The organism is Micromonospora sp. NPDC085948 (genome assembly GCF_040686315.1).
GTDB lineage: Bacteria > Actinomycetota > Actinomycetes > Mycobacteriales > Micromonosporaceae > Micromonospora.
The window spans coordinates 24,368-46,351 of record NZ_JBFBJW010000008.1; the positions used below are offsets into that span (position 1 = coordinate 24,368).

The 21,984-nt window shown below is 73.2% G+C and carries 16 protein-coding genes; 5 read left to right on the forward strand and 11 right to left on the reverse strand.

The genetic code is table 11. The features are described from left to right. Nucleotides 1-44: 44 nt before the first annotated feature. Nucleotides 45-1,475: a dihydrolipoyl dehydrogenase gene (gene lpdA, locus AB0O48_RS21085; RefSeq protein WP_357571446.1), complete on the reverse strand. Its 1,431-nt coding sequence runs from the start codon at nt 1,473-1,475 to the stop codon at nt 45-47. A 140-nt stretch (nt 1,476-1,615) separates the two neighbouring features. On the opposite strand from lpdA, the gene AB0O48_RS21090 reads away from it, so the two are divergent. Further along, the gene (locus tag AB0O48_RS21090) at nt 1,616-1,942 is read left to right on the forward strand and encodes a hypothetical protein (protein ID WP_357245075.1); all 327 of its coding nucleotides are present in this window, start codon (nt 1,616-1,618) and stop codon (nt 1,940-1,942) included. Nucleotides 1,943-2,026: 84 nt separating this feature from the next. On the opposite strand, the gene AB0O48_RS21095 is transcribed toward AB0O48_RS21090, so the two are convergent. Beyond that, nucleotides 2,027-3,601 carry a leucyl aminopeptidase gene (locus tag AB0O48_RS21095; RefSeq protein ID WP_365067755.1) on the reverse strand — a complete coding sequence of 525 codons (1,575 nt, stop codon included), beginning with the start codon at nt 3,599-3,601 and terminating at the stop codon, nt 2,027-2,029. Between the two features lie 162 nt (nt 3,602-3,763). Between AB0O48_RS21095 and gcvT the strand changes: the two genes are divergently transcribed. Further along, nucleotides 3,764-4,894: a glycine cleavage system aminomethyltransferase GcvT gene (gene gcvT, locus AB0O48_RS21100; protein WP_365067758.1), complete on the forward strand. Its 1,131-nt coding sequence runs from the start codon at nt 3,764-3,766 to the stop codon at nt 4,892-4,894. Between the two features lie 95 nt (nt 4,895-4,989). On the opposite strand, the gene AB0O48_RS21105 is transcribed toward gcvT, so the two are convergent. The 3 genes from AB0O48_RS21105 to AB0O48_RS21115 all read right to left on the reverse strand — a co-directional run bounded on the left by AB0O48_RS21105 (nt 4,990) and on the right by AB0O48_RS21115 (nt 9,097). Further along, nucleotides 4,990-6,285 carry a DUF2314 domain-containing protein gene (locus AB0O48_RS21105; protein ID WP_357245081.1) on the reverse strand — a complete coding sequence of 432 codons (1,296 nt, stop codon included), beginning with the start codon at nt 6,283-6,285 and terminating at the stop codon, nt 4,990-4,992. Between the two features lie 66 nt (nt 6,286-6,351). Next, nucleotides 6,352-7,125, reverse strand: a complete 774-nt coding sequence (locus tag AB0O48_RS21110; RefSeq protein ID WP_365067761.1) for an adenosylcobinamide-GDP ribazoletransferase — start codon at nt 7,123-7,125, stop codon at nt 6,352-6,354. Beyond that, on the reverse strand, nt 7,115-9,097 hold the full coding sequence (locus tag AB0O48_RS21115) for a bifunctional adenosylcobinamide kinase/adenosylcobinamide-phosphate guanylyltransferase (RefSeq protein WP_365067764.1): 1,983 nt from the start codon (nt 9,095-9,097) through the stop codon (nt 7,115-7,117). The genes AB0O48_RS21110 and AB0O48_RS21115 overlap by 11 nt, the downstream gene beginning before the upstream one ends. A 303-nt stretch (nt 9,098-9,400) precedes the next feature. Here AB0O48_RS21115 and AB0O48_RS21120 point away from each other — a divergent pair, with 303 nt between their 5' ends. Beyond that, nucleotides 9,401-9,601, forward strand: coding sequence for a hypothetical protein (locus AB0O48_RS21120; RefSeq protein ID WP_357010793.1), 201 nt, complete (start codon nt 9,401-9,403; stop codon nt 9,599-9,601). Continuing rightward, nucleotides 9,601-10,401, forward strand: coding sequence for a site-2 protease family protein (locus tag AB0O48_RS21125; protein ID WP_357245089.1), 801 nt, complete (start codon nt 9,601-9,603; stop codon nt 10,399-10,401). The genes AB0O48_RS21120 and AB0O48_RS21125 overlap by 1 nt, the downstream gene beginning before the upstream one ends. A gap of 49 nt (nt 10,402-10,450) precedes the next feature. Here AB0O48_RS21125 and AB0O48_RS21130 read toward each other — a convergent pair whose 3' ends face one another. From AB0O48_RS21130 to nadA, 6 genes are all read right to left on the reverse strand, one after another. After that, entirely contained in the window at nt 10,451-11,449 is a 999-nt protein-coding gene (locus AB0O48_RS21130; protein ID WP_357245091.1) for an aldo/keto reductase family protein, read from the reverse strand. A 45-nt stretch (nt 11,450-11,494) separates the two neighbouring features. Further along, nucleotides 11,495-16,069: a WG repeat-containing protein gene (locus tag AB0O48_RS21135; RefSeq protein WP_365067770.1), complete on the reverse strand. Its 4,575-nt coding sequence runs from the start codon at nt 16,067-16,069 to the stop codon at nt 11,495-11,497. A 384-nt stretch (nt 16,070-16,453) separates the two neighbouring features. Continuing rightward, nucleotides 16,454-17,014, reverse strand: a complete 561-nt coding sequence (locus AB0O48_RS21140) for an XRE family transcriptional regulator (RefSeq protein WP_357245094.1) — start codon at nt 17,012-17,014, stop codon at nt 16,454-16,456. 230 nt (nt 17,015-17,244) lie between these two features. Then, complete coding sequence (locus AB0O48_RS21145) at nt 17,245-17,838, reverse strand: DUF3043 domain-containing protein (protein WP_357245096.1); 594 nt, start codon at nt 17,836-17,838, stop codon at nt 17,245-17,247. Nucleotides 17,839-17,951: 113 nt separating this feature from the next. Continuing rightward, nucleotides 17,952-19,307, reverse strand: coding sequence for a UDP-N-acetylglucosamine 1-carboxyvinyltransferase (murA, locus tag AB0O48_RS21150; protein ID WP_357245098.1), 1,356 nt, complete (start codon nt 19,305-19,307; stop codon nt 17,952-17,954). A 213-nt stretch (nt 19,308-19,520) separates the two neighbouring features. After that, nucleotides 19,521-20,720 carry a quinolinate synthase NadA gene (gene nadA, locus AB0O48_RS21155; RefSeq protein ID WP_357571451.1) on the reverse strand — a complete coding sequence of 400 codons (1,200 nt, stop codon included), beginning with the start codon at nt 20,718-20,720 and terminating at the stop codon, nt 19,521-19,523. A 68-nt stretch (nt 20,721-20,788) separates the two neighbouring features. On the opposite strand from nadA, the gene AB0O48_RS21160 reads away from it, so the two are divergent. Further along, complete coding sequence (locus tag AB0O48_RS21160; RefSeq protein WP_357571452.1) at nt 20,789-21,928, forward strand: glycerate kinase; 1,140 nt, start codon at nt 20,789-20,791, stop codon at nt 21,926-21,928. The last annotated feature ends 56 nt before the right edge of the window (nt 21,929-21,984 follow it).

The following is a 21,984-nucleotide window of genomic DNA, read 5'->3' on the forward strand; positions in this document are numbered from 1 at the left end:
TGGGGGGATCTTCGCCCGTCGCCGGACGCCGCGGTTGTGGGTGATCAGGCGTGCGCGTGCAGCGGCTTGCCGGCGAGGGCCAGGTGCGCCTCGCCCAGGGCCTCGTTCTGGGTCGGGTGGGCGTGCACGAGCTGGGCGACCTCCGCCGGGTAGGCCTCCCAGTTGTAGATGAGCTGCGCCTCACCGATCAGCTCACCGACCCGCGCGCCGATCATGTGCACGCCGACCACCGGGCCGTCCTCGACCCGGACCAGCTTCACGAATCCGGTGGTCTTGAGGATCTGGCTCTTGCCGTTGCCACCGAGGTTGTAGTTGTACGTCTTGACCTTGTCGGCGCCGTACTGCTCCTTGGCCTTCGCCTCGGTGAGGCCCACCGACGCCAGCTCCGGGTCGCAGTAGGTGACCCGCGGGATACCGACCTCGTCGATCACGGCGGGGGTCTGCCCGGCGATCTCCTCGGCGACGAAGATGCCCTGCTGGAAGCCGCGGTGCGCGAGCTGGAGGCCGGGCACGATGTCGCCGACCGCGTAGACGTTCGGCACGCTCGTGCGCAGCCGCTCGTCGGTCAGCACGTAGCCGCGGTCCATCTTGACGCCCTGCTCCTCGTACCCGAGGTTGGCGGTGTTCGGGCCGCGACCGACCGCGACCAGCAGCAGCTCGGCCTCGACGGTCTCGCCACCCTGGATGGTCAGCTTGACGCCGTTCTCGGTCTTCTCGACCTTCTCGAACGGCTTGCCGACCTTGAAGTTGATCTTCCGCTTGCGGAACGCCCGCTCCAGCGCCTTCGACGACTCCTCGTCCTCGGCGGCGACCAGCCGGGGCAGCGCCTCGACGATCGTCACGTCCACGCCGAAGGACTTCCACACGCTGGCGAACTCGACGCCGATCACGCCGCCGCCGAGCACGATCACCGACGACGGCACCCGGTCCATCGTGAGGGCGTGGTCGCTGGTGACGATCCGCTCGCCGTCGACCTCCAGGCCGGGCAGGCTCTTCGCGTACGAGCCGGAGGCCAGGACGATGTTGCGGCCGGTGTAGCGCTTGCCGTCCACCTCGACCACGTTCTTGCCGACCAGCTTGCCGTGGCCCTCGATGATGGTGATCGCCTTGTTGCTCTTCAACATGCCCTGCAGGCCCTTGTAGAGCCGGGCGATCACGCCGTCCTTGTACGAGTTGACCCCGGCCATGTCGATGCCGATCAGCTCGGCCTTCACGCCGAACTGCTCCGACTCGCGGGCCTGGTCGGCGATCTCGGCCGCGTGCAGCAACGCCTTGGTCGGGATGCAGCCGTTGTGCAGGCAGGTGCCTCCGAGCTTGCCCTTCTCGACCAGCGCGACCTTCAGGCCCAGCTGGACGGCGCGCAGCGCGGTCGCGTAGCCGCCGCTGCCAGCTCCGAGAATGACAATGTCGAAGGTCGCTTCGTTCGGCTCGCTCACGTCCAACTCCCAGGTCGCGTCGCTGCAATGGGGGGTCACGGGGGTGTAACACAGACACACCCCACCTCGGTCATCTTGTCACCACCGGGCACAGGGTGCGTACCGAGGTGCCCAACGACACGTCATCGACACGTACCCTTGGCACCGTTGTCGATGACGCACGGTGGGGGAGAGATCCGTTGGGCTTGTTCCGGCGCCGCAAAAAGGCGGCTGTGCCGAGCCATGACCGTGCGGCGAGTCGCGGCGACCTGGACCATTTGGAGAACTTCATCCGGAGTCGGCGCGGCGTCGAGGCGTTCATCGAGCCGCGGACGACGGTGACCGAGACCACGGTCATCCTGATCGCCGACGACGGGGAGTGGACCCGGCGCCGCATCGACGGCCCGGACGGCGCGCGGCGCTTCGCGTACCGGATGGGCATCCCGGTGTACGACGTCCGGCTGATGGGCTACCCGCAGCGGATGCGCGACTTCAACGAGCGGCGTAAACGCCGCCCCGAGCGGTAACGAGCGGCGTACCCGCCGCCCTGAGTTGTCCTGAACGCGACCGGGGCGCCCTCCGGGAGGAGGACGCCCCGGGTCGGCGGATCATCAGCCGTTGGCGGCGACGTCCTCGACGAGCTGCACCAGCGTGCGGACCGGGACGCCGGTGCCGCCCTTGGTCCAGTAGCCGGTCGCCTCACCGGAGTGGTAGCTCGGTCCGGCGATGTCGATGTGCGCCCAGGCCACGTCGTCGGCCACGAACTCGCGCAGGAACACCCCGCCCTGCAACATGTGACCGGCCCGGTCCATCCCGGCGTTGACCTGCGAGATGTCCGCCACGTCGGACTCCATGCCCTTGCGCACGTCGTCGGGCAGCGGCATCGGCCAGGCCGGCTCGCCGACCGCGTCGCCGGCCACCTGGACCCGCTCGCACAGCTCCGGAGTGCCCATCACGCCCGCCACCCGCTTGCCGAGCGCGACCACCTGGCCGCCGGTCAGGGTGGAGGTCTCGAACAGGTAGTCGGTGCCGTCCGCGCAGGCGCGGGCCATGGCGTCGCCCAGGACCATCCGACCCTCGGCGTCGGTGTTGAGCACCTCGACCCGCTTGCCGTTGAACATGGTGATCACGTCACCCGGCCGGTAACTGGTGCCCGAGGGCATGTTCTCCGCCATCGGCAGGTAGGCGCTGACCGCCACCGCCGGCTTCAGCGCGGCGATCGCCAGCATGGCCGCGCCCACCGCGGCCGCGCCGCCCATGTCGGACTTCATCTCCCACATGCCCTGCGCCGGCTTGATCGAGATGCCGCCGGTGTCGAAGGTGATCCCCTTGCCGACCAGGGCGACCCGCTTGCCGTTGCCGCCGTCCTGCGGCGTGTAGGTGAGCTTCACCAGCCGCGGCGGGGCCTCCGAGCCCTGACCGACCGCCACGATGCCGCCGTAGCCGCCGGCGGCCAGCTCCGCCTCGTCCAGCACCTCGACGCCGAGGCCCGCGTCCCGGGCGGCACCGGCGACCGCGTCGGCGAACGACGGCGGACGCAGCTCGTTCGGGGCGGTGTTGACCCAGTCCCGGGTGAGCCGGACCGCACCCGCCACCACCTGTGCCCGGGTGACCTCCGCCTGCGCGCCCGCGTCGCCCGCGTCCGGCACCGCGATGAGCACCTCGGTCACCGGCTCGCGCCGGGTCGGCTGCGGCCGGGTCTTGTAACCGGCGAACCGGTAGCCACCGAGCAGCGCGCCCTCGGCGACCGCGCGCAGCTCAGCCGACGCGTCCGTGTCGTCCGGCAGCGGCATCGCCAGCGCGACCCTGGGCGCTCCCGCCAGGGCCCGGATCGCCGAACCGGCGGCCCGGCGCAACGTCTCCGGGGCCGGGGCGGCACCCGACGGCTCCGGGCCGAGCCCCACCGCGGCGACCAGTGGGGCGGTCACGGTGCCCAGCGTGGCCAGCTTGATGACCTCACCCGGCCCACCGGTCGCGCCGAGCAGCGCCAGCGTCTCGGTCAGCTTTCCGTCGAACGCGGCGGCGATGCTCTCCGCGCCGCTGGCGAGCAGCAGGGTGCCGGCGAGGCCGCTGGTGGCGCCCTGCTCTCCGGTCTGGCTGTGCACGCCGATCACGATCGCGTCGACGGCGAGCTCGGCCGGGTCGGTGTCGACCAGGCTCAGGTTGGTCGTGCGGGGTGATGTCACTGAAGCTACTCCGGGCGGGCCGGGCCGGTCGCGACGTCGCGTACCAGCGGTGAAGGTCTCCGGCGGAACGTACCCGCCGAACGTCATGGCTGTCCCGCCGACAGCGCCAGCGGGCTCCCGCCGATGCTAACCAGCGACGTTGCCCCCGGTAAGTTGCCACCCATGACCGACGTGACCTTCGACGCCGCCGCGACCCGGCTGCGCCGTTCCCCGCTGCACGAGCGGCACATCGCCGCCGGCGCCAAGTTCGCCCCCTTCGGGGGCTGGGAGATGCCGCTGGAGTACGCCGGCGGCGGGGTGCTCAAGGAGCACACCGCGGTGCGTACCGGGGTCGGGGTCTTCGACGTGTCGCACCTCGGCAAGGCCCGGGTGAGCGGCCCCGGCGCGGCCGACTTCGTCAACTCCTGCCTCAGCAACGACCTGGGCCGGATCGGTCCCGGCCGGGCGCAGTACACGCTCTGCTGCGACGACGCCACCGGCGGCGTCGTCGACGACATCATCGCCTACCTGTACGCCGACGACCACGTCTTCCTCATCCCCAACGCGGCGAACACCGCCGAGGTGGTGCGCCGGTTGCGCGCCGCCGCGCCCGCGCAGGTCACCGTCACCGACGAGCACGAGGGGTACGCCGTGCTGGCCGTGCAGGGTCCCCGCTCGGCCGAGCTGCTGGCCGCCCTCGACCTGCCCACCGAACACGGCTACATGAGCTTCTCCGCGGCGAGCCTGGCCGGGGTGGAGCTGACCGTCTGCCGCACCGGCTACACCGGCGAGCTGGGGTACGAGCTGGTGGTGCCGGCGGAGTACGCGGTGACCGTGTGGGATGCGCTGTTCGCCGCAGGCGAGGCGTTCGAGTTGCGGGCCTGCGGGCTGGCCGCCCGGGACACGTTGCGTACCGAGATGGGGTACCCGCTGCACGGGCAGGACCTCTCGCTGGACATCACCCCGGTGCAGGCCCGCTCGGGCTGGGCCGTCGGTTGGGACAAGCCGGCCTTCTGGGGCCGCGACGCGCTGCTCGCCGAGAAGGCCACCGGCCCCCGGCGTACGCTGCGCGGCCTGGTCGCCGTCGACCGGGCCATTCCGCGCCCGGGGATGACCCTGCACGTGGGCGACAAGCAGGTGGGCGAGGTGACCAGCGGCACCTTCTCGCCGACCCGCAAGCAGGGCATCGCGCTGGCCCTGCTGGACACGGACGCGAACCTGTCCGAAGGCGACGAGGTCGAGATCGACATCCGAGGTCGCCGAGCCCCCCTGAAGCTGACAAAACCCCCCTTCGTAACCCCCTCAGTCAAGTAACCTGCCTTGCCTTGCCTTGCCTTGGTGATCAAGAGGTTTGCGTCATCTTCGGACGAGATTCTGACGCAAACCTCTTGATCAACTAGGGTGGGGGGTTAGGGGGCGGGGGTTGGGGGTTCGCCGGAGTCCAGGACTGCCTGGGTCCAGCCGCCCTCGATGACGCCTGTCGCATCCAGGATGGCCCAGTCGACAACGTCGGTGGCCTCCACCACGACCGGGGCGCCGATCCGCACGCTGGGGTCCGTGCTGGCATCGCTGGCGCTCACGCCGACGATCCGTTCCGGGGTCTCCCACGAGGTGACGCCCGCCCAGACGTACTCCGGACCGTCGTCGCCGGGCAGGCCGTACTTGACCACCAACTGCGACTCGGCGGGCAGCTGACCGGCCACGAACCGGGCCCGCGCCTCGCCCAGCGCCGCCCGCGCGGTGGCGACCGCCCGGCTCATCGCGTCACCGGAGCGGGCGTAGCGCACGTCCGGCTGGATCCCGGAGAACAGGGTGGCGCAGGCGGCGGCGAAGTAGCGCCCGTCCGGACCCGGGTGCCCGGCCGGCGGGCGCAGGCTCAGGAACGAGTCGGCCTCCGGGTCGGTCGCCGGGTCCAGCTCCAGGCGCAGCAGCACCGGGGCCGTCGCGCCGTGCTGCTCCGGATTGCCGTACGCCACCGCGATGTCGTGCCCGGTGACGGTGGCCAGCACCGGCAGCTGCACGAACGCCGGGACCTCCTCGCCGGTGAGCCCGTCGGTCCAGTCCCGCAGCAACCGACGGGCCGCCCCGGTCATCACCGCACCCCAGGCGCGGGTGAGGTGGTCGGGCACCCCCTGGGTCTGCAACTCCAGCAGCCCGAAGCGGCGCAGTCCCTTGGTGGTGAACCACAGCCCTTCGCTGTCCGAGGAGTAGGGCACCAGCACCCAGTCGACGAGTCGGATGCGGCCCTGCTCGTCGGGGAGGGAGCGCAGCGCGGTCGCCGGGTCGAGGAACTGCAGACCGAAGACGTCCACCACGTCGCTGTCGACGGATTCCGCCACCGCGGCCGCGACCGCGCGGGCCGCCCACTCGTGCGCGGGCGGCCAACCGGGCCGGTACTCGGCCTGCACGACCACCAGGTGGGTCGCCGCGGCCAGCCGGGCCAACTGCTCCTCGGTGGCGCCGAACGCGGTGAGCAGGTCCGGCGGCAGCTCGGGGAAATCGGCGATCGGCCGGGTGTCGACGCTCATCAGCGGGCTGTCCAGCATCTGCCGGGCCAGCCCGTGCACCGGCTCGGCCAGCCGGCCGCTCAGCGCCGCCACCGCGGTCTTCGCGCTGACCTTCGGCAGCCCCGCCATCGGCACCAGGTAGGTCGCGCTGAGCGACTCCGGCACCGGTACGGGCAGGAAGTCGTCCGTGATGAGCATGCTGGGTCCCCCGGTGGCCGTGCCGGTGCTGTCGAGCCGAACGCTACCCGGCCCGCCGCGCCCGGTTCAGGCGGACAGCACCAGACCCAGGTAGACCAGCGTGGTGACCACCTCGACGGTCGCGCCGAGCACGTCGCCGGTGATCCCGCCGAGCCGGCGTACCACGTGGGTCAGCAGCGCGAGCGCGACGGCGAGTGCGGCGGCGACGGCCAGCGGCCCCTGCCACGGGCGGCCCGGCACCGCGGGCACCGCCAGCAGCACGACGGCGACCGCGCCGACCGCCAGTGCCATCGGGCCGACCGTGCCCGCCACCAGCGCGCCGAGCCCGTCCGGCCGGGCCGCCGGCACTCCCCGCCGGCACGCCAGCGTGACGCCGAACCGCCCGGCGGCGGTCGCCGCGACCACGGCCGCGAGACACGCCGGCCCGGACCGTCCCACCAGGTCGGCCAGCACGGCAGCCTGCACCAGGAGTACGACCACAAGGGCGACGACCCCGAACGGGCCGACGTCCGGCTTCTTCATGATCTCCAGTGCGGCCGCCCCCCGCCGGTACGAGCCGAGCGCGTCCACGGCGTCGGCCAGCCCGTCCAGGTGCAGCCCGCGGGTGAGCAGCGCGGCCACGCCGACCGTCACACCCGCGGCCACCAGCGGTGGAGCGAGCGCGCCGGTCAGCAGCAGCACACCGGCCAGCAGGGCGCCGAGCAGCGCGCCGACGGCCGGGGCGAGTGCCATCGCGGTGCCGGCGACCGGGCGGTCGATCCGCCCGGCCCGCACCGGCAGCGTGCTGAACGTGGTGAGCGCCAGCCGGGTTCCCGCGAGGAGCCGCGACTCAGCCGGCACGCCAACCCGACGCCGGCTGCTCGTCCACCCCGGTGCTGGCCGGGCCTGGACCGGCCGGCTCCGGCTCGGCGAAGTCGGACTCGTCGAGGGTCTCGTCGAGGTGGTCCGGCGCGTCGGCGTCCGGGTCGTCGTCGCTGCCGAGCGACGGGTGGACCGGCAGGGCGGCGGCCAGGGCGAGCACCGAGCGCAGCAGCGGGAGCGCGACAAGGGCGTTCGCGCCCTCGCCGAGATCCATCCGCAGGTCGAGCAGGGGAGTGAGGCCGAGCACGTCGGCGGCGAGCCGCACCGCCGGGTGACCGCCGTGGTCGGCGAGCAGGCACCAGTGCCGCGCCTGTCCGGCCAGATCGCGGCTGACCATGCCGGCGGCCAGCCCGACCGGCCCGTCGAGCAGCACCGGGACCCGGCGGGCGGTGGCGCCGAGCAGCACACCGCTGGCCACGGCCACGTCGCCGCCGCCCAGCTCGGCCAGGATGTCCTTGGCCCCACGCGACGAGCGGCGGGTGCGGTGCAGCGCGTCGCGGACCGCCGCGCAGCGGACCATCCACGCCGCGTCGTCGATCTCGCCGGAGCCGGTGATGACCCGGCCCAGCACGGCGGGCGGCTCCGCGCCCGCGGTCGCCGCGAGCACCGCCGCGGCCGCCGCCTCGGTGCCGGCTCCGCACGCCCCCAGCACCAGCAGCTGTACGCCCGCGTCGGCGGCCTGCTCGGCGAGCCGCCAGCCGTAGCGCAGCGCGGATTCCACCTGGTCGAGCGAGAGCGCCGGCTGGTCCTCCATCGGGGCGGCGGCGGGAGTGTCCACCACCTGAAGGCTGGCCCCACTCTCGGCGGCGAGTCGCGCCAACGCGCCCCGTCCGGCGCGAGCCTGCGCGGCCCGCCGCGCCGACTCACCGGCGACGGTGCCGGCCGACGCCCCGCCGGCGTGGTCGCCGTGCAGCAGCAACACCCGCACCGAACCCCAGGCCTGGGGGGTGACGGTGCCCTGGGTGGCGGCGGCGAAACCGACCACCCGGTCCAGCACGCCCAGCCCGGCGCCCGGTACGTCCAGCGTGGCCAGTCGGTCCACCGCCTGCGGGCCCGCGTACTCGTCGGGCATCGGCAGCTCCATGCCCGGCTGGATGACCAGCCCGGTGGCCACCATCGGCAGCGCCATGGTCGGGGCCGCCCAGGGGTTGCCGGGCTCCTGGTTCGGCACGACCGGCGGTTTGTGCGTCAGCACGTCGGGCAGCTGCACCTCGGGGGTGGGTTCGGCGTCGGCCAGGCTGCCCGGGATGGCCGGTGCGGTCGCGCTGTCCGCAGCGGCCGGGACGGCGGTGCTGTCGGTGGTGGCCGGGACGGCGGTGCTCCCGAGGGTGGCCGGGACGCTCGCGCTGGCGGGGGCCGCGGGGGCCGTCGCGCTGGCGGGGGCCGCAGGGGCGGTCGCGCTGGCGGCCGGCTTCAGCCAGACCGGCTGGCCGGCGACCACGAGCACCACCGCGTCGCAGGCGTCGGCGACCGCGCGGTTGGCCGCGCCCAACGCGTCGGTGAACGCCCGACCCAGCGGGGTGGTCGGCACCAGCGACAGCCCCACCTCCGGGCTCACCAGCACCACCCGGGCCGAGCAGGTGCGGATCGCCTCGGCCAGCTCGGCGATCGTCGCCACGTCGTCGGCAGGCTGGTAATCCGGGTCGAGCAGCACCGTCACCCAGCCGCCCAGGTCGTCGACGAGCAGCGTCTCGTTGGGCTCGGCGGAGGCGAGCACGTCAGCCAGCCGGCGCGGGTCCTCGGTGGTCTCCTCGGTGGTCCAACTGCCCGGCCGTCGGGCGCGGTGCGCCGCCAGCCGGGTCGCCCACTCGGTGTCCTCCGGGTCGCCCTCGGGCGCGGTGGCGACGTAACGGACCACCGGCGCGTCGGTGACCAGGGACTCGGCGAACTCGGACTTGCCAGATCGGATACCGCCGAGCACCAGGACCGTGTTCCACCCGTCTACGGACATGCCCGTACCTTAGTTCGCCTCGTCCGAGTCCGGGCACGTCGCCCCAGCCCTAGCGAAGATCGAAAACCCGCCCCGACTCCCGTCCCGCCTCCAGCCGCGCCGATCTTGCAGTTTCTGTCGCCGTGATGCGTGGAATGCCTCCTATGTCGCGGCAGAAACGCAAGATCGCGGAGGGTCGCGGTGGTTCCACGCCGCTGCCGGGATGATCTGGCCCGGGGCGAGCGAGCGGCCGTCACGCGCTGGGCCGACTACGCTTGCGAGGGTTCGTCCCACGGGGACATCAGCGGCGAGGGGAGACGCGGCATGGCGTGGAGCTGGCGGTACGAGGGCACGGACGGCCAGACGGTCGAGGGACCGGCGGAGTCGTTCAGCAGCCAGGCCGACGCCGAATCCTGGATCGGTCAGACCTGGCGGGAGCTCGCGGCGTCCGGCGTCACCTCGGTCGCACTCGTGGAGGACGACCGGGTGGACTACCGGATGAGCCTGCTGCCCACGGCCGAGTGATGGCCTACGACCGGCCGGGCGCCGACGGGCTGGTGCTCGGCGTGCCCAAGGCGGCGTTCCGGCCCAGCCCGGTCTTCCTCGGCCTGGTCGCCCTCTTCGCGGTCAGCGGGGTGCTGGCCTGGAACGAGTACGGCAACGCCCGATTCAACGTGTTCCTGTTCGTGGTGTCCGGCTGGCTGGTCTCGCTGTGCCTGCACGAGTACGCCCACGCGGTGGTCGCCTACCGGGCCGGCGACCGGGACATCGCCCACCGGGGCTACCTGACGCTCAACCCGTTGAAGTACACCCACCCGCTGCTGTCGATCGTGCTGCCGGTGGTGGTGCTGCTGCTCGGCGGCATCGGTCTGCCCGGCGGCGCCGTCTGGGTGGACCGGCACTCCATCCCGGGTCGACTGCGGCACACCCTGGTCAGCCTCGCCGGCCCGGCGACAAACGTGGTGTTCGCGCTGGTGTTGGTGGCGGTGCTGCGGATCGGCACCGAGTCGGCGGGCGGCCCGGTGGAGTTCTGGGCCGGCGTGGCCCTGCTCGCCTTCCTGCAACTCACCGCGAGCGTGCTCAACCTGCTGCCGGTGCCGGGCCTGGACGGCGGCAACATGATCCAGCCGTGGCTCAACCCGCAGTGGCGCAAGATGTACGACCTGTTCGCCCCGTACGGTTTCCTGCTGCTCTTCGCGCTGCTGTGGAACCCGCGCATCGGCGGCTGGTTCTTCGACGCGGTCTTCGCGATCGGCGACGCCCTGGGCCTGCCGTCCTGGCTCTACGCCACCGGCCTCGACCTGATCCGCTTCTGGCAGGGCTGACCCGGTCCGGCCGGCGCGAACCTCTCGCGCCGGCCGGACCGCAGCGGCGTCAGGGACGCTGTGCGGGGGACTCGGTCTTCGCCGGGTCCCGTTCGGTGACCGGCTCGACGATCTCGTCGATGGCCTTGAGTAGCCCGGCGTCGAGCTTCACCCCGGCCGCCTTGACGTTGTCGTGCACCTGCTCGGGGCGGGACGCGCCGATGATCGCCGACGAGACGTTCGGGTTCTGCAGGACCCACGCCACGGCGAGCTGGGCCATGCTGAGCCCGGCCTGCTCCGCGAGGGGCTTGAGCTGCTGGACCCGGGTGAGCACGTCGTCGTTCATGAACCGGGAGATGAAGTTCGCACCCGACTTCTCGTCGGTGGCCCGGGAACCGGCCGGCGGCGGCTGCCCCGGCAGGTACTTGCCGGAGAGCACGCCCTGGGCCATCGGCGACCAGACGATCTGGCCGATGCCCAGCTCCTCGCTGGCCGGCACGACCTCGGTCTCGATGACCCGCCACAGCATCGAATACTGAGGCTGGTTGGAGACCAGCGGGATGTGCAGCTCACGGGCGAGCGGGTGGGCGGCGCGCAGCTGCTCGGCGGTCCACTCGGAGACGCCGATGTAGTGCGCCTTGCCGGAGTGCACGACGTCGGCGAACGCCTCCATCGTCTCTTCCAGCGGGGTGCTGTAGTCGTACCGGTGGGCCTGGTAGAGGTCGACGTAGTCGGTGCGCAGCCGGCGCAGCGAGCCGTTGATCGACTCCATGATGTGCTTGCGGGACAGGCCCCGGTCGTTGCGGCCCGGCCCGGTCGGCCAGTAGACCTTGGTGAAGATCTCCAGACCCTCGCGACGCTCGTTCTGCAACGCCCGGCCGAGCACGTCCTCGGCCCGGGTGCCGGCGTACACGTCGGCGGTGTCGAAGGTGGTGATCCCCGCGTCGAGGGCGGCCCGGACGCAGGCGTTCGCCGCGTCCTCCTCGACCTGTGAACCGTGGGTGATCCAGTTGCCGTACGAGATTTCACTGACCAGCAGGCCTGAACGGCCCAGGTGTCGGAATTCCATGTACCCGACCCTAGCCCCGGTGGATCACCATCGTCGAACGGCCGCTCAGAGCACCGGGTTGGCATCGGTCAGCAACCGATCGATCTCCGCCAACACCTCGTCGCGATCGCGGTGCACCAGGTCGATCAGTGGCTCGCCGCGCCGGTCCAGCGCACCCCACCGGCCGCCGCTGCCGACCAGGAACGCCACCGGGTGGATGACCAGCATCGGGTGCGTCGGCGGGACCAGCACCGCGCCGGTGCGATCCACCACCCCGCGCCGGCCCGCCACGTCCACCACGGCGAGCCCTTCGTCGGTGAAACCGTCGACCCGCTGGCCGTCGGCCAACTCGGTGACGAACCCGTGGTAGCGGGTGGGCACGACGATCCGGCCGGTCCGGTCGACCGCCCCCCACCCCTCGCGCCGCACCGCGGCCAACCCGCGGCGGAACTGCCGTACCTCGGCGAAGTTGGGCGCGACCTGCACCGCGCCGGTCGCGTCGATGGCCGTCCAACCGCCCTCGCCGACCACCCAGGCCAGGCCGTCGCTGAAGGGGTGCGCCGTCCGGTAGGACGGCGGGATCACCGTCGTACCGAGCAGGTTGATCAACGACCACCGGTCGGTGTCCGGCCGACGAACCCAGGCCAGACCGTCGTGGAACGGCTGCGCCTCGGCGTAGCGGGCGGGGATGACCAGGTCGCCGTCCTGGCCGGTGTAACCCCACAGCGGCCCGTCCCGCTCCGGCACCGGGGGTCGGTCCCGGTCGAGCACCTCGTCCCGACCCCGGCGGTACGGCCCGAAGCCGTCGGCCGTGGCTCGGACGGCCACCGCGTCGAGGGCCACCCGGACCCGGTCCAGCAGTTCGGCGTCGCCGGCGCCACGCAGGTCGAGCGCCTGCTCGAAGTGCTGGCAGGCCTCCATGAGCCGTCCCTGGTCGTAACACGACCGTCCGGAGTGCTCGTGTAGTGCGGCCCGCAACCGGTCGGGTAGCTCGACCGAGTTGGCCTGGGCGAAGAGTTGGTCAGCCTCGGCGAAGTTGCCCCGCCAGCGCAGGACGTGGGCCAGCCGGGCCTGGGCCAACGAGGTCCGGCGCAGCTCGCCGGTCGCCTCGGCGTAGGTGAGGGCGAGCCGGCCGTCGGCCAGCGCGTCGTCGAGGTCGCCGAGGATCCGCGAGGCCACCGCCCGCAGGCTGAGCAGCCGGGCGCGGGCGCGGTTGTCGATGGCCGAGCCCAGCTTCTCGGTCAACCGCCGCCGGATGGCCCGCAGGTGGTCCGGCTCGGTCAGCTCCTCGCGCAGGGTGACCGGGTCCAACCGCCAGCGGTACGCCGCGAGGACCTGCTCCGGATCACCCGGGTCGGCCAACGAGGGGCGGTTCGTCGCCGGTGCGGCGTCGCCGGGTGGTGCGGAGACCGGCGCGTCCTCCCCGCGCGGGCCGATCCTCGGGCCGGGAACGCTGGCCGCGGGTCCTGCGCGAGTCGGCGGTGTCGGCGCGGGCGGTGCGGAGATGGGCGGCGCGTAGGTCGGCTCTGCGGGCGCGGGCGGCGAGGAGACGGGCGGCGCGTAGGCCGGCTCTGTCGACGCGGGCGGTGCGGACACGGGCACGGGGGTGGCGGGTGGTGCGGAAACGGGCGGTGGCACCGACGCCGGTGGTGCGGACACCGGTTCTGCGGAGACTGGTGGCGCGGAGACCGGTGCTGCGGCGAAGGGCGGCGTAGGTGCCGGGGGTGCGGAGACGGGCGTCAGGGTCGACGGCGTGTGGTCGGCCGAGACCGGTGCTCCCGAGACCGGTGCATCGTTGTCATCAGACATCGCGGACGGGGCCGGTGGGGCCAAATCGTCCGGCCGGTCGTGGGTTCGCGAGCCGTCCGTCGAGGCGGTGGCGTGCGGATCGGCCTCGGCTTCGGACGGCCAGACGTACGCCTCGGCGTCGACAGTGGTGTCGTGCGCGACGGGATCGGTGCCCTCGACCAGTTGAGCGGTGACCATCGGCTGGTCGGCCTCGGCGATGACCTCTGCCTGCTGGTGCGACGTCGCGGTGGCAGGTGCGCCGGACACGGGTCGGTCGTCGTGCGCCGTGCTGGGTCCGCCAGCCGTCGGTGCATCGTCCTGCGGCTCGTCGGCCCGGGCGTCGACTGTCGGGCGTGCTGGTGGCGTGGACACGGGCTCGGGAGCGTCAGCCGGTGCCGACCCGCCTCCGTGCTCGTCACTCGGCTCGTGGGTGACGTCGGTGGGTGGTGCCGACGGGTCGTGGTCCAGCGGGTCCCGATTCACCGGGTCCCGATCCACCGGGTCGTGGTCCACCGTGGTCGGTGTCGTGGACAGGTCGGGCTCGCTCACCGTCGACTCGTCGTCGGCCGGCGCGGACGACTGCCGGTCCGGCGCGGGCTCGCGCGGATCCGGGTCGGCGGGCTGAGCGGGGCTGAACCACGCGTCCGGCCCGCGAACGCCCGCGACCTCGTCCGCGCCTCGAACGGGCGCGAGCGGCCCTTCCGAGGGTGGCGGCGGTACGTAGCGGCGTGGCGTGCCAGGGGCGAGCGGGAGTGCCGCCGCGTCGGCTTCCGGCACCGGGGGCTCCGGTGCGGCAGGCGTCGGAGCGGGCGGGGTCGCCGCCGGGTGCCGGACCTGCCAGGTGGGCGGCGGCGCGACCGGCGGGCGTGCGTCCGCCGAAGGGGCCATCCGATCCGCCGAGTCCGGGCGCTGCCCCGAGGCGGGCCGCTCCGTGGGGTGCGGCCGGTCTGCGGGGTGCGGCCGGTCCGTGGGGTGCGGCCGATCCGCCGAGTCTGGGCGCTGCCCCGAGGCCGGTCGGTCGGGAGAGTGTGGCGTCGGGCGGCGGTCGGTCGGGGTGGTGCTGCCCGAAGGGTCGCCGAACTGGCGGCGCTCCGGGGTGGGCTCGCCAGCTCGCCGCTGGTCCGTCGGGCGGGCGGTGGTGTCCGGGCCGGGGTAACGCGGCGGCGCGGTGGGGTGTGCCCCGACAGTCGGTGCCGGTTCGCCAGGCGTCCGGCGCTCCGGCGGAGGTGGCACCTCCGAACGCTCGTCGGGGGCGGGCGGGTCCACGGGCGCGGGCAGGTACTCCAGCCGAAGGCGTGCGGCTGGTGGACCCGAGACGGGCACGTCGGGGGCGGGGGAGATCGGAGCGGCCGGGACCTGTCGGTCCCGGTTGGGCGCGGCGGGGGAGACCGGTGACGGCGGTGGGGGGACGGGAGTGGCACGGCGAGCCGTCGACGGGGCCGTGGCGGCCGGGCGGGCCTGTCGCTCGTCGTAGCGGGACGGGGTGACCGCCTGTCGCTCGGGCCGAGCGTCCGGCCGCGACGGGGTGACCGGCTCGGCGCCGCGGTGTGGGTCCGCGCTGCGGTGCGGGTCGGTGCGCTGGCCCGGCTCCCGCGTGCGGTCCGGGCGCACGGGACCCGGCGGCGGCCAGGGCAGGCTGCCGTCCGGACGTGGGCCGGGCTGCGCACGAGACTCCCGGTACGCATTGCCGTCCGGCCGCTCCTCGCGGTACGCCTGGTCGCGAGGTCCGTCCTCGCGGTACGCGCCCGGTCGGGCCTCCTCGCGGGGACGCCGGTCCGGGTACGCCTCGGCGCGTGCCGCGGTCTCGCGGGGCTGCTGCCGGCGCGGGTCGCTGTCGGGCCGACGCCGATCGTCGTCGCGCCGGGGATGGTCGGGCAGGTCCGGCTCGGGCCGGTGCCGTCGTCCTCCGTTGGGCGACGGCGCTGCGCCGGCTCCCTCGTCCGCGCGGTAGCGCCGTTCCGGGCGGCGGCCGTCGTCGCCGGTCCGGTCCGGGTAACCGTCGGCACGGTGTCGCGTGTGGCCGTCCACGGGTGCCCACTGGTCGGCTCCGTCGGCGGTCCGGTTGTCGCCGGTCCGGCCGTCGGCCGTCCGGCCGTCGTGGTCCCGGGTGGCGCGGCCGGCGTACCCGTCGACGGGGTGGCGGTCGTAGCCGGCGGCCGGTCGCTCGTGTGTGCCGCGTCGACGCGGCACGTCGTCCGGCTCCGGCATCCAACCGGAATCGGAGCGGGGCGCGGGGGAGACCGGTGGCGTGCCGGGGTAGCCACGGTCCCGCTCGGTGGGCTCCGGGCGCTGGCGTCGCCCGTCGTACCGGTCGGGGGAGGGCTGGTCCCGGTGCCAGGCGGCCTCCCGCGCCGGACCTCGCTCGTCGCCGGGCCGGCGGTCGGACCAGGCGGTACGCCGGTCCGACTCGGCGGAGCGGCGATCGTCGCGCCGGGGCGGTTCGGGTAGTGGCCGGCGGTACGGCTCATGGTCGTAGGTGCGGGGGTCGGCGCTGTCGTTCCGGCCGTAGCTGGACGCGTCGACCGAGCGTGCGTCGCCCCGGGCTCGGCCGTAGCTCGGTGTCTCGCCCGGCTCGTCGTCGGCCCAGGATCGGCCGTGGACCGCCGGCTCCTCCGGCGGTTCGTCGGCCCAGGATCGGCCGAGGTACGTGCCGTCCGGACGGGTGGGTGCGAGCGGCGGCACCTCGGCCCGGCCGGTCACCGTCGCCCGGCCGCGCGGTGGCGGTTGGTGGGTCACCCCGATGTCGCCGGGATAGCGCTGGCCGGGGTACTGGGGGTGCCACTCGGTGGTCGGTTCGACCACCCAGGCCGGCTCGTTCGGGTCGGACCACCGGTCGGCGTAGCGGCCGCTCATCGGCCGCGCCCGTCGCCACACCCGGCCACTCGGCCGATTCTCGCCGGAGGTGAGCCGTCCGCAGCCGTCACGGACTGGTCGCCGGGCGTCCGGTCGCCGCCTGCCACGCCCCGGTGGCCGGCTCGCGTCCGCTCGCTCACGGCGTTGTCACCTCGTTGCAAATTGTCGTGCTGGGGCCTCGCGTGCCGGTCAGGTCGCCCGCGCCGGCAGGCCGTGGCTGCGGATGGAGGGTAACGGCGTGGGCTCGCTCACCGCCACTGTGGTGCCGCAAACAGGGCAAACGTTATCCGTACTGTTTCCGGCATTTAGTCCCATAACCGGACCTGGTCTCCGACCCTACCGCATTCGACGGCCGCCGGGCTCGGGCTGATCGTCGTCCTTCGGTCAGGGATGTTCGAGGATGAGGACGGCGAACGTGCCGGAGGCGAGCGCCTCGTAACGGTGCGGGGCGTCGCCGGGAAACGCCGCGTAGTCACCGGGTCCGAGCTCGATCGGGGTCGTCTCGGGGCCGACCCGCAACCGGCCGGCGGCGACCACCACGTGTTCGATGCTGCGCGGGGTGTGTCCGTCCGCGGTTCGGGCCGCTCCCGGCTCCAACTCGATCAGGTAGAGGTCCCGGCGCAGGTGCGCCGCCCCGGCGCTGAGCAGCGTGCCGGCGAAGTCGGCCTGCTCGGAGCGGACCCGGGGGCCGTCCCCGGCCCGGATCACCCGGACGGCGTCGTCGGCGGGTTCCACCAGTCGGCTGAACGGCACGCCGAGCGCCACGCCCAGCGCCCAGAGTGTCTCCACGCTCGGGTTGCCAGTGCCCGACTCCAACTGGGAGAGGGTGGATTTGGCCACTCCCGCCCGGCGGGCGAGCTCGGTCAGCGAGATGCCCACGCGTTCCCGCTCCCGGCGCAGGGCGGCGGCGATGGTGGCCAACGGGGCGGCCGGTTCCGGAGGCATGTGTCCGCTCCTCGGTTCGGCGTTCGTTGCGGCGAACAGCAGCCTGTCCAGCAGGGTGAACCCTGCGTACGGTACAACGAACAGCGCCCGCTCGGATGCCGCACGGGCGTGCTTGCCCCCGACCCGCCCGCAAACGTCAGTCGACCAGCGCAGCTACGGCGAAACCGCTGCCGTCGGGGGTGCCGGGGACAGCGGTTTCGCCGATGGTGGGGCGGGGGTGGAAGTCGGGCTCAGACCTTGTCGCCGAGCTTCACCTGCGGGGCCGGGGCGCGCATCCGTCGGAAGGTGATGGACCGCATGACCGCGTAGAGGTAGAGCGAGCCCATCCGCTGGCCGGTCTTCGGGAAGCGCTCCCGGACCAACTTGCCGATCTTGCGGCAGATCAGCACCGAGTCGATGATCAATCCCAGGGCCAGCACGCCCCAGAGCACGTTGGAGATCAACCGGACCAGCGCCGGCATCTGCCCGTTCGATCCGATCAGCACGATGAACGCACCGCCGAAGAACCAGGTGCCGACGGTACGCCGTGAGTCGACCACGTTGCGGGCCAGCAGCCGCTCCGGGCCGCGGTCGCGGGGGCCGCCCTCGCGGCGGAACTCCGACGCGGCCTCGGCGCGCAGTTGGCGGCGACGTTCCCGCTCCTCCTCCTTGGTGAGGGGGCGGCTGGGACCGGCCGGGCGGCGACCGACGGTCGGCCGCTTGGGCGTCTCCCGACCCTTGGCCGGGGTGTAACCCCGGGACCGCTCGGCGGTCTCCTCGGGGGTCACCGAGGAGACGGCCTCGTCGACGAGGTCGGTGGACTTGCGGCGAAAGAGCGACGGCACGCGGCAAGGGTAGCCAACGGTCCGCGCCCGGTGCACATCGCGGTACAACGGCCGACGGCTCCAGGTCGCAGCGCGACCTGGAGCCGTCGTGGTCGAACGTCGGGGTGAGCGGGTTACGGACGCTCGGCGTGCGCGCCCAGGTCGGCGAGCTTCGCCTCGAAGTCCTCGTAGCCCCGGTTGATCAGGTCGACGCCGTACACCCGGGAGGTGCCCTCGGCGGCGAGTGCCGCGATCAGGTGGCTGAACCCGGCCCGTAGGTCCGGGATGACCAGGTCGGCGGCGTGCAGCTTGCTCGGCCCGGCGATCACCGCGGAGTGCTTGAAGTTGCGCCGGCCGAAGCGGCACGGGGTGCCACCGAGGCAGTCCCGGTAGACCTGGATGTTGGCGCCCATCGAGTTCAGTGCCTCGGTGTAGCCCAGCCGCTGCTCGTAGACCGTCTCGTGGACGATCGACAGCCCGCGGGCCTGGGTCAGCGCCACGACCAGCGGCTGCTGCCAGTCGGTCATGAAGCCGGGGTGCACGTCGGTCTCCAGCGCCACCGCGTTCAGCTCGCCACCGGGGTGCCAGAAGCGGATGCCGCCCTCCTGGCCCGGGTCGCCCAGCTTCGGCGCACGGGCGTCGGTGACCTCGTACTCGCCGCCGACCGAGCGGAAGATGTTCAGGAAGGTCATCATGTCGGCCTGCTGCGCGCCGAGCACCTCGACGTGACCACGGGTGGCCAGGGCGGCGGCCGCCCAGCTCGCCGCCTCGATCCGGTCCGGGATCGGCCGGTGGGTGTAACCGTGCAGCTTCGGCACACCCTGGATCTCGATCACCCGGTCGGTGTGGACCTTGATGATCGCGCCCATCTTCTGCAGGATGCAGATCAGGTCGATGATCTCCGGCTCCACCGCGGCGTTACGCAGCTCGGTGACGCCCTCGGCCATGACCGCGGTCAGCAGCACCTGCTCGGTGGCGCCGACGCTCGGGTACGGCAGGGCGAACTTCGTGCCGTGCAGCCCGTTCGGTGCGGACAGGTGCAGACCCTCCGGCCGCTTCTCGACCGTGGCACCGAACTCGCGCAGCGCCTGGAGGTGGAAGTCGATCGGGCGCGGGCCGATGTGGCAGCCGCCCAGGTCCGGGATGAACGCGTGCCCGAGCCGGTGCAGCAGCGGGCCGCAGAACAGGATCGGGATCCGGCTGGAACCGGCGTGCACGTTGATCTGGTCGGTGCTGGCGCTCTCCACGTTCGCCGGATCGAAGACGAGCTCGCCGTCCTCGGTGCCGTCGGTGACCTTGACGCCGTGCAGACCGAGCAGACCTCGGACCACCTCGACGTCGCGGATCTTCGGCACGTCGAACAGCCGGCTCGGGGTGTCGCCGAGTAGCGCGGCGACCATCGCCTTCGAGACCAGGTTCTTCGCGCCGCGCACGCGGATCCGCCCTTCGAGCGGAGTGCCTCCGTGAACGACCAGGACGTCGTCGGTCAACGCAACCTCCAGCGCGTCGGTGCTGCAGTGTTATTGGTGGGGCGCCTGAGCTTTCTCGCTACCCCGGATGCGGCCATGTCGAAACGGCCCGCTTGTGTCGTCGCTCCGGGCAGCATAGCCCTCGGTGACGAAAAAGGACTCGGTCACATCGGCGTGTGTGGCATTAATCGGTGATCCGGCACTTTTGCGTACCAAGAACGCTACTGACCGTGATCAGGGCGCCGTGGGTGGTGGGGTGTCCGCGCCGGGCAGGGCGAGCATCTGGTCCAGTGCCACCCGGGCGTGGTACGCGGTGTCGGGGTCCACCGTGATCTGGTTGGCGACCCGGCCCGCGACCAGCTCCTCCAGGGCCCAGACCAGGTGCGGCAGATCGATCCGGTTCATCGTCGAGCAGTAGCAGACGGCCTTGTCCAGGAACATGATCTGCTTGTCCGGGTGCGCCAGCGCGAGCCGGCGGACCAGGTTCAGCTCGGTGCCGAGCGCCCATGCCGAACCGGCCGGAGCCGCCTCGATGGTCTTGATGATGTATTCGGTCGAGCCCACGTAGTCGGAGGCGGTGACCACCTCGTGCCGGCACTCCGGGTGGACCAGGACGTTGACCCCGGGCACCCGCTCGCGGACGTCGTTGACGCTGTCGAGGGTGAACCGGCCGTGCACCGAGCAGTGCCCCCGCCAGAGGATCATCTTGGCGTCGCGCAGCTGCTCCGGGGTGAGCCCGCCACCGGGCTTGTGCGGGTCGTAGAGCACGCAGTCGTCGAGCGACAGGCCCATCTCCAGCACCGCCGTGTTGCGGCCCAGGTGCTGATCGGGCAGGAAGAGCACCTTCGACCCCTGCTCGAACGCCCAGTCCAGGGCGCGCTTGGCGTTGGACGAGGTGCAGACCACGCCGCCGTTGCGGCCGACGAAGCCCTTGATGTCGGCCGACGAGTTCATGTACGTCACCGGCACGGTCTCACCGGCGATCCCCAGGTCGGAGAGTGTGTCCCAGGCGGCCTCGACCTGATTCAGCACCGCCATGTCCGCCATCGAGCAGCCGGCCGCGAGGTCGGGCAGGATCACCCGCTGGGCGTCGGTGGTGAGGATGTCGGCGCTCTCGGCCATGAAGTGCACGCCGCAGAACACGATGTACTCCGCGTCCGGACGGGCCGCGGCCTCCCGGGCCAGCTTGAACGAGTCGCCTGTCACGTCGGCGAACTGGATCACCTCGTCGCGCTGGTAGTGGTGCCCCAGCACGAAGACCTTGCTGCCCAGCTTCGCCTTCGCGGCCGTGGCGCGGGCCACCAGATCCGGGTCACTGGGCGCCGGAAGGTCGCCCGGACACTCGACGCCGCGCTCGGTGTCGGGGTCGCTGCCCCGGCCGAGCAGCAGCAGAGCCGTCGCGGTGTTGGAGGGTTCCAGCCAGGTCGAAGTCACGTAGCCCATGGTCCCACAGCACGAGCGCGCCGCAGCTCCGCTCGGTGTGGGCTGCCACACTGCTCGGCATGCGCGTGCTGCTCTGCCCGGACAAGTTCGCCGGCACCCTGTCCGCACCGGAGGTGGCCGCCGCGGTGGCCGACGGCTGGCGCACCGTCACCGACCGCGACGAGCTGCTGATCCGGCCGCTCGCCGACGGTGGGCCCGGCTTCGTGGAGGTGCTCGCCGGAGCCCTCGGTGGCCGGCGGGTGCCGGTGGCGACCGTCGACCCGCTGGGCCGGCCGGCCGCCGGTGAGATCCTCCTCACCACCGACGGCGCGACCGCCTATCTGGAGAGCGCGCAGGCGTGTGGGCTGCACCTGCTCAGCGCCGCCGAACGGGACCCGAAGACCACCACCTCGTACGGGCTGGGCCTGCTGGTGGCCGCCGCGGTGGAGAGCGGCGCGCGGACCGTGGTGATCGGGCTGGGCGGCTCCGCCACCAACGACGCGGGAGCCGGAATGCTCACCGCGCTGGGCCTGACCCCGCTGGACCCGGGCGGCGCGGCGCTGCCGTACGGCGGGGCGGCGTTGGCCCTGGTCGACGCCCTCGACGGCGTACCCCGGCTGCGGGGCGTTCGGCTGGTCGCGGCCACCGACGTGGACAACCCCCTGCTCGGCCTGCACGGGGCGAGCAACGTGTTCGGCCCGCAGAAGGGCGCCGACCGCGCGGACGTGCTGCTGCTCGACGCCGCGCTGGAGCGCTTCGCGGAGGTGCTGGAGCGGGATCTGCCCGGCTGCCCGGCGGGGCTCGGCACGGTGCCCGGAGGTGGGGCCGCCGGTGGCATCGGCGCCGCCATCCTCGCCCTCGGCGGCGGCTGCGAGTCGGGAATCGGCCTGGTCACCCAGGCCACCCGACTGGACGCCGCGCTGGACAGCGTCGACCTGGTGATCACCGGTGAGGGGTCGTTCGACCACCAGTCGCTGCGCGGCAAGGTCGTCGCCGGGGTGGCCGGCGCCGCCCGCGACCGGGGAGTCCCCTGCGTGGTGGTGGCCGGGCAGGTGAGCACCGGCCGGCGGGAGGCCGCCTCGGCCGGGGTGACCGACGCGTACAGCCTGGTCGAGCAGTTCGGCGGTGAGGAGCGCGGAGGGCTCGACGCCGCCCTGAGCCGGCCCGCGGCGGGGCTGCACGAGCTGGGCGCCCGGCTGGCCCGGCAGTGGAGCCGCTGAGGCCGCCGACCGCCCACCACCGGGGCCGACCTGCGGCGGCGATCACGCCACGCGGG

Bases quoted from the DNA above. Each gene is read 5' to 3' on its own strand.
- gcvT (WP_365067758.1), top strand. From the start codon at position 3,764: ATGACCGACGTGACCTTCGACGCCGCCGCGACCCGGCTGCGCCGTTCC.
- AB0O48_RS21105 (WP_357245081.1), bottom strand. From the start codon at position 6,285: ATGCTCATCACGGACGACTTCCTGCCCGTACCGGTGCCGGAGTCGCTC.
- AB0O48_RS21115 (WP_365067764.1), bottom strand. From the start codon at position 9,097: ATGTCCGTAGACGGGTGGAACACGGTCCTGGTGCTCGGCGGTATCCGA.
- AB0O48_RS21120 (WP_357010793.1), top strand. From the start codon at position 9,401: ATGGCGTGGAGCTGGCGGTACGAGGGCACGGACGGCCAGACGGTCGAG.
- AB0O48_RS21125 (WP_357245089.1), top strand. From the start codon at position 9,601: ATGGCCTACGACCGGCCGGGCGCCGACGGGCTGGTGCTCGGCGTGCCC.
- AB0O48_RS21130 (WP_357245091.1), bottom strand. From the start codon at position 11,449: ATGGAATTCCGACACCTGGGCCGTTCAGGCCTGCTGGTCAGTGAAATC.
- AB0O48_RS21135 (WP_365067770.1), bottom strand. From the start codon at position 16,069: ATGAGCGGCCGCTACGCCGACCGGTGGTCCGACCCGAACGAGCCGGCC.
- AB0O48_RS21140 (WP_357245094.1), bottom strand. From the start codon at position 17,014: ATGCCTCCGGAACCGGCCGCCCCGTTGGCCACCATCGCCGCCGCCCTG.
- AB0O48_RS21160 (WP_357571452.1), top strand. From the start codon at position 20,789: ATGCGCGTGCTGCTCTGCCCGGACAAGTTCGCCGGCACCCTGTCCGCA.